Raw genomic sequence first — 7,419 nt, forward strand, 5'->3', positions numbered from 1 at the left:
AAACCAATCTCACTGAGGTTGGTTTTTTTGTATGTGATGAGTGAATGATAATAGAGTTAAGCGTTTTTAGCTTTATGGCAATATATCAGCGAGGCTTAATTGATAACATAATGGTGTATCAAAAATCGCAAGCGGGTTGGGTATAGTTGTCGCCATCAATTGATTCGCCAAACCTAAGGTAACGGCAAAACGGTATGTTTGATCAAGTCGTCCCATCACAGTCTGCCAAGTTATCTTTGTCGCAACATCTTGAGGATTAGTAAAATGCAGCTTAACGGCTTGGCATAATGCTATTAATTGACTCTGATTATCAAGCATTTGTTTATCAACTGAGAGTAAATCAATACTGCGCGGTGTTGCCTGACTAAAATCAACCGCAAACGATTTAAGCGACAATGCCAGCCCCAAGCCGCGTGCTTTTATGTAAGACTCTTTCACCGCCCATAAATCAAAAAAACGTTGCCGCTGCAATGATGGTGGTAATTGCAACAAGGCATCAGTTTCAGCTTGGGTGAAATAATGATTTAAAATAGGCACAAAATCTGTATTGCCTCGCTCACGTTCAACATCAACCCCAAAACTCACATCGGAGTCGGCTTTAAACGCTTGTCCACCAGTAACCACGCCAATCATCAACCACTCGCCGCTGTGGCTTATATTAAAATGTAACCCAGTTTGAGCCAATAAATCATCGCTAAGCGCTGGTTTACCTTTGTCACCATAACGAAAACGCCACTCGTGGGGTTTTCGCTCACTATGCAGTGATAATACCGCCCTAAGCGCGATACGAACTTGCAACGCATTATGACGCGCCGACACGCTTTTATAGCGGCCAACCTTGGCGACTTCGTCAGCGGTTAACCAACATAAGGCTAAACCTGCATCATAATCTGCAGTTGAAAACCCACCATCAAGTCGCACAAAGTAAATATGCGGCTTAGCAAGCGAGTCTAATTGGGATATCGAAAAAGTGGCAGGCATTAAAGCAAACAAAACTCAGTTAAATGGCGATACGGCTAAATTACCTTAATAAGCCCTCTTCAGCGAGGAATTTGTCAATAATCGCGATGATTCTCAATTGACGCGAAAAATAGTATTAGCATTAACATAATGCTAATTTCCATGGGTAACCCCCAGACTTCACGCCTAAGGTGAATGCTAATAATCTCATACGAAGATTATGTGCTTACCCACATTCTAAGCAGTCTGTCCTCCGAGTAAAATCATTGTTAGTAGAGGATAGCTAATAATTCATTACGAATAAATTATTGATCTACTTTACAATATACCAATAAACCTAATCAATTTTATGAGCAAATAAAGGGTGATATTAATCCATCCGTTATAATACAAAAAGTCAGCGTTGAGTTAGCATGTTAAACCACAATAGAACATTGAACCACCAACAAGCGATTCGATTAATAACGATATATAACAGTAGTATAAGCATGGACTATATTGTTCTACCTACATAATGGATAATAGAATTTCACAAGGCACCCGTTTCAAATTACGAGCTTTGTCTCTATAAAGAGGGCTTTTAAGCGACACGTTGCGTGTTTTTAGTCTCGGGTGATTGTATCGAAGTGAAACCTCAGGTAATCTGCTTTGTGCTAAAAAAAGCATAAATGGATATTTAGACTAATTTTTATCTTCTTTAAGTATGACTTAAGTAAGTATGGGTAAGTTTAAATGCGCTAAAGTCCCAATAGATTATTTGGAATGCCTGTCTAGATGACAAAAAAGATAACTACACATCCAGAGTTGAGTCTATTTGAGGGTAAGCCTCGTCAAAAAACGGTTAATCACCGTAACGCGACGACAACGCCGGAGATGCGTCAATTTATTCAGCAATCCGATTACAGCGTCAGCCAATTATCCAAAATCCTCAATATCAGCGAAGCCACCGTGCGTAAGTGGCGTAAACGTGACTCAATTGATAACACCCCAAACACCCCGCACAAACTCAACACGACACTATCCCCAATGGAAGAGTACGTGATGCTGGGCCTGCGTTATCAATTAAAGATGCCCTTAGACAGGTTATTAAAAGTCACCCAACAATTTATCAACCCCAATGTCTCTCGCTCCGGCCTTGCCCGCTGCTTAAAACGCTTTGGGGTGTCAAAACTCGACGAATTTGATAGCCCTTTTGTGCCAGAAAAATTCTTCAATCAGCTGCCGATCACTCAGGGCGCAAATATTCAAACCTATACCGTTAACCCGCAGACTTTAGCTGACACCTTGGCCCTACCGAGTCCAGATCCGGACAACGTAGTGCAAGTGGTGTCGTTAAGTATTCCGCCTCAACTAACAGAACAACATGCCTATTCCGTTCTGCTTGGGGTCGATTTTAAGTCTGACTGGGTTTACCTCGATATTTACCAAGACAGCCATACCCAGGCGAGTAATCGCTATATTACGCATGTCTTAAAGCACGGACCGTTTCATTTACGTAAGTTATTGGTTCGCAACTATCACACTTTTCTTGCTCGATTTCCTGGAGCAGGTCAACCAGCCGCAGTATCCACCAGCACCACTCATGCCGCTGGATCCCAACACCAGATAACTGAACCTCAGTTATCAAACGGAGACTCATATGAGCCAATCCAGTAATATAGATAAGCGTTTAAACAAACGCTTAAAAGACATGCCAGTCGCCATTGTCGGCATGGCCAGTATTTTTGCAAACTCACGCTATTTAAACAAATTTTGGGATTTAATCAACGAAAAAATTGATGCCATTATCGACGTTCCAGAAACCCATTGGAATGCTGAAGATTACTACAATGCCGATAAATCAATGGCCGATAAAACTTACTGTAAACGCGGTGGTTTTTTACCTGAAGTCGATTTCAATCCAATGGAATTTGGCCTGCCACCTAACATCCTCGAACTAACAGACACCTCGCAACTATTATCGTTAGTGGTCGCCAAAGAAGTGCTAGCTGATGCAGGTATTGATGCACAGTACGATACCGATCGCATCGGTATTACACTAGGCGTCGGCGGTGGTCAAAAGCTCAATCATAGCCTAAGTGGTCGTTTGCAATACCCTATACTCAAAAAAGTATTTAAAAATAGCGGTCTAAGCGACGAAGACACCGATATGTTGATCAAAAAGTTTCAGGATCAATATATTCACTGGGAAGAGAACTCATTTCCAGGATCCCTCGGCAATGTGATTGCTGGTCGTATCGCTAACCGCTTTGATTTAGGCGGCATGAATTGTGTTGTTGACGCCGCTTGTGCGGGATCGTTGGCGGCTATGCGTATGGCCATCACTGAGTTAGTTGAAGGTCGCAGTGACATGATGCTCACCGGTGGCGTGTGTACCGACAACTCTCCATCAATGTACATGAGCTTTTCAAAAACACCGGCATTTACCACTAATGACACCATTCAACCTTTCGATATTGATTCAAAAGGCATGATGATTGGTGAAGGTATTGGCATGATGGCGCTTAAACGCCTTGATGATGCTGAACGCGATGGTGACCGCATTTATGCTGTTATCAAAGGCGTTGGCTCGTCATCAGATGGTAAATTTAAAAGTATTTATGCACCACGTCCAGAAGGCCAAGCTAAAGCATTAAGACGTGCTTATGATGATGCCGGTTTTGCACCGAACACTGTTGGCTTAATTGAAGCCCACGGTACCGGTACTGCAGCTGGCGATGTGGCAGAATTTAATGGCCTGAAATCGGTGTTTACTGAAGATAATGATACCCAACAGCACATTGCCCTTGGGTCGGTTAAATCACAAGTAGGTCACACTAAATCGACAGCAGGAACCGCTGGGGTCATTAAAGTCGCGCTGGCGCTGCATCATAAAGTCTTGCCTCCGACCATTAACGTCAGTAAGCCGAATCCAAAATTAAACATTCAGGACTCGCCATTTTATTTAAACACTGAAACCCGTCCATGGTTGCCAAGAGCAGACAATACGCCGCGTCGCGCCGGTATTAGTGCCTTTGGTTTTGGCGGCACTAACTTCCACATTGTGTTGGAAGAGTATCGTCAAGAACATGTTCGAGGTGATAAGTATCGTCAACGTTCAGTGCCACAAACGCTGTTAATCCATGGGCAAAACAAAGCCGCATTACAGGCTCAATTAACGGCACTTCAAGCTGAAGTTAATGGCGTTGATACCACACAGCAAAATCGTCAAGAAATTGTGTTAGCCGACTTAGGCAAACGATTTGCCTTAAATACCATCGCCCCGAATGCGGCACGCATAGGCTTAGTCATTGCTTCATTAGCAGACTTAACCGTTCAGCTAACGCAAGCGCAAGCGCAGTTAAGCTCAAATACTGCCGACAGCTGGCAATTACCTTCAGGCACAAGTTATCGCGCGCAAGCATTGATCCATCCTGAATCGGCAAGCCATAAAGTGGCGGCATTATTTGCCGGACAAGGGGCGCAGTATCTAAACATGGGCGCAGATTTAGCCTGTTTGTATCCAGAAATGCGTCAACAACTGATGCAGGCCGATAAGGTATTTGCCCAACATAAGCAAACACAATTGTCGCAAGTTATGTACCCAAATCCTGCTTTTGAAGCCGACGATATTGCCGCACAACACGCAGCATTAACCAATACAGCTAATGCCCAAAGTGCTATTGGTGCGGTCAGCATGGGCCAATATGCATTATTGACTCAAGCAGGTTTTACCGCCGACATGGTTGCTGGTCATAGTTTTGGTGAATTGTCAGCATTATGTGCTGCAGGCGTTATTAGCCAAGCTGATTATTATCAATTGGCCTTTGCTCGTGGCCAAGCAATGGCTGCCACGCCTAAAGATCAAGACGCTGGGGTAATGTACGCGATTATTGTTCCGGCTCAATCGGTTGAGCAATGCACAGAACAAGTTGAACAGTGCATCAGTGCATTCGAAGGCGTCAAGGTGGCTAATTACAATGCACCGACCCAACTTGTTATTGCAGGGCCAACAGCATCATGCACCTTAGCGGCACAAGCTATCAGCACCGAGCTGGGCTTTAAAGCGATTGCCCTGCCCGTTTCTGGCGCGTTCCACACCCCATTGGTGGCACATGCTCAGCAACCCTTTGCAGCCGCAATCGGCAAGGTCAAATTTGCCAAGCCCAAATTGAGTCTTTATGCCAACGGCACCGGCAAAGCACATCCTAATGATCCTAAAGCAATCAAGGCGGCATTGACTGATCATATGCTGCAATCGGTTCGTTTTAGCGAGCAATTAACAGCAATGTATGACGCTGGCGCACGGGTATTTGTTGAGTTTGGTCCGAAAAATATTCTCCAAAAACTGGTTGAGGCAACATTAGGCAATAAAGCTGAGCCTGTGAGTGTGGTTAGCTTAAATCCTAATCCAAAGGGCAGCAGTGATACCCAACTGCGTCAAGCTGCTTGCCAGCTTGCAGTGTTAGGTGTGACGTTAACTGAAGTTGACCCATATCAAGCGCCTATCGCTGAGCTTGCAAAAGTCTCACCGATGAACGTCAAGTTAACCGCCAGTAATTATATTAGTCCCAACACCCAAGCCAAAATGAACAAGTCACTGCAAACTGGCACAGTTACCAGCCAGACAGTGGAAGTGCCAGTCGAGAAAGTAGTGGAAAAAATTGTGGAAAAAGAAGTCATTAAAACTGAATATATTGAAGTGCCAGCAGCATCCGCACCAGCTCAAGCACCAGCACCAGCATCTGCAGTAGCTGCACCTTTAGCTGCAGTAGCTGCACCTTTAGCTGCAGCTGCACCTTTAGCTGCAGTAGCTGCACCTTTAGCTGCAGCAGCTCCTGTAGCTGCAGCAGCTCCTGTAGCTGCAGCAGCTCCTGTAGCTAAAGCTCAACCGGTTCGCTCAAATGTGTCAGCGTCGGCCGATAGTATCGGTGCATTTTTTGCTGCGCAGCAACAAACAGCTGAATTACATCAGCAGTTTTTAGCTATCCCACAGCAATATGGCGACACGTTTGCTCACCTGATGACAGCCCAAGCACAAATGGCGTCATCGGGATTCGCCATTCCAGAAAGCTTGCAACGTTCGATGGAACTATTCCACCAACATCAAGCACAAACATTGCAAAGTCATACTCAATTCTTAACACTGCAAGCACAAGCAAGCCAAGCTGCATTAGCCATGTTGCAAGGGCAAACGCCAGCGGCTATGCCTGCATCAGTATCTGCTGCATCAGTACAGCCTGCTTTTGTGCAGTCAAACCACATAGATCAAGCAGCAATACCTTCGCCAGTGGTAGCACCTGTTGCTCCAGCTTCAGCTCAGGTTCAAACAGCTCAAACAGCTCAAGCGGTTCAATCTCAACCGACAGCCAGTATACCTTTTCAAGCTCCTGTCGCTCAGCAAGCTAGCGCTGCCACAGTTTCAGCACCCATAGCAGGACTAACACAGCAACAAGTGTTAGATACCATGCTCAATGTGGTTGCCGACAAAACCGGTTACCCAACGGAAATGCTTGAACTTGGTATGGACATGGAAGCCGATTTAGGTATCGACTCAATCAAGCGTGTAGAAATTCTCGGCACAGTGCAAGAAGAGCTTCCAGGCTTACCTGAACTGAGCCCAGAAGATTTAGCTGAATGTCGTACCTTAGGTGAAATCGTTAGCTACATGCAGACCAAATTGCCTGCTGCTAACGCGGTTGCTGTCGCGTCAACGGGATCAACCTCGGTAGAAACTGCTGCACCGGCATCAACTGACTTAACAGCTGAAAACGTCCAGCGTACTATGCTCAATGTGGTTGCCGACAAAACTGGTTACCCAACCGAAATGCTTGAACTTGGCATGGACATGGAAGCCGATTTAGGTATCGACTCCATCAAGCGGGTGGAAATTTTAGGCACAGTACAAGATGAACTTCCAGGTTTACCAGAACTGAGCCCAGAAGATTTAGCCGAATGCCGCACCTTGGGCGAAATCGTTAGCTACATGCAAACCAAACTGCCTGTAGCGTCTTCGTTGCCAACAGCTGCGACGGCAACCACTAACTCAAGTGGCTTAAGCGCTGAAAGCGTCCAACGCACTATGCTCAGCGTCGTCGCCGACAAAACCGGTTACCCAACTGAAATGCTTGAACTTGGCATGGACATGGAAGCAGACCTTGGTATCGACTCCATTAAGCGCGTCGAAATTCTAGGCACAGTACAAGATGAGCTACCAGGCTTACCTGAGCTGAACCCAGAAGATTTAGCCGAGTGTCGCACCTTGGGCGAAATCGTCAGCTATATGCAAACCAAACTGCCTGCGGCCAGCACAGTCGCTCCAGTAGCAACGGTATTTTCACCAGCACCTGCAACAACGGGCTTGAGTGCTGATACTGTATTAAGCACCATGATGTCAGTGGTTGCCGACAAAACCGGTTACCCTGCTGAAATGCTTGAACTGAGTATGGACATGGAAGCCGATTTAGGTATCGATTCAAT

The 7,419-nt window shown here is 45.5% G+C and carries 3 protein-coding genes; 2 read left to right on the forward strand and 1 reads right to left on the reverse strand.

Annotated elements, in window-relative coordinates; all coding sequences use genetic code 11:
- Window positions 1–72: 72 nt before the first annotated feature.
- Window positions 73–981 (reverse strand): 4'-phosphopantetheinyl transferase family protein, encoded by a 909-nt coding sequence (locus AAEY93_RS15505; RefSeq protein WP_351078129.1) that lies wholly within the window; start codon window positions 979–981, stop codon window positions 73–75.
- Window positions 982–1,734: 753 nt separating this feature from the next.
- On the opposite strand from AAEY93_RS15505, the gene AAEY93_RS15510 reads away from it, so the two are divergent.
- Both AAEY93_RS15510 and AAEY93_RS15515 read left to right on the forward strand, forming a co-directional pair.
- Window positions 1,735–2,616, forward strand: a complete 882-nt coding sequence (locus AAEY93_RS15510) for a COG3415 family protein (protein ID WP_351078132.1) — start codon at window positions 1,735–1,737, stop codon at window positions 2,614–2,616.
- Window positions 2,600–7,419: beta-ketoacyl synthase N-terminal-like domain-containing protein (locus tag AAEY93_RS15515; RefSeq protein WP_351078134.1), on the forward strand; the 4,820-nt coding region annotated here is incomplete at its 3' end. The genes AAEY93_RS15510 and AAEY93_RS15515, both read left to right, overlap by 17 nt.

The sequence above is a fragment of the Shewanella sp. CAL98-MNA-CIBAN-0140 genome (assembly GCF_040309905.1).
Classification (GTDB): domain Bacteria; phylum Pseudomonadota; class Gammaproteobacteria; order Enterobacterales; family Shewanellaceae; genus Shewanella; species Shewanella psychromarinicola.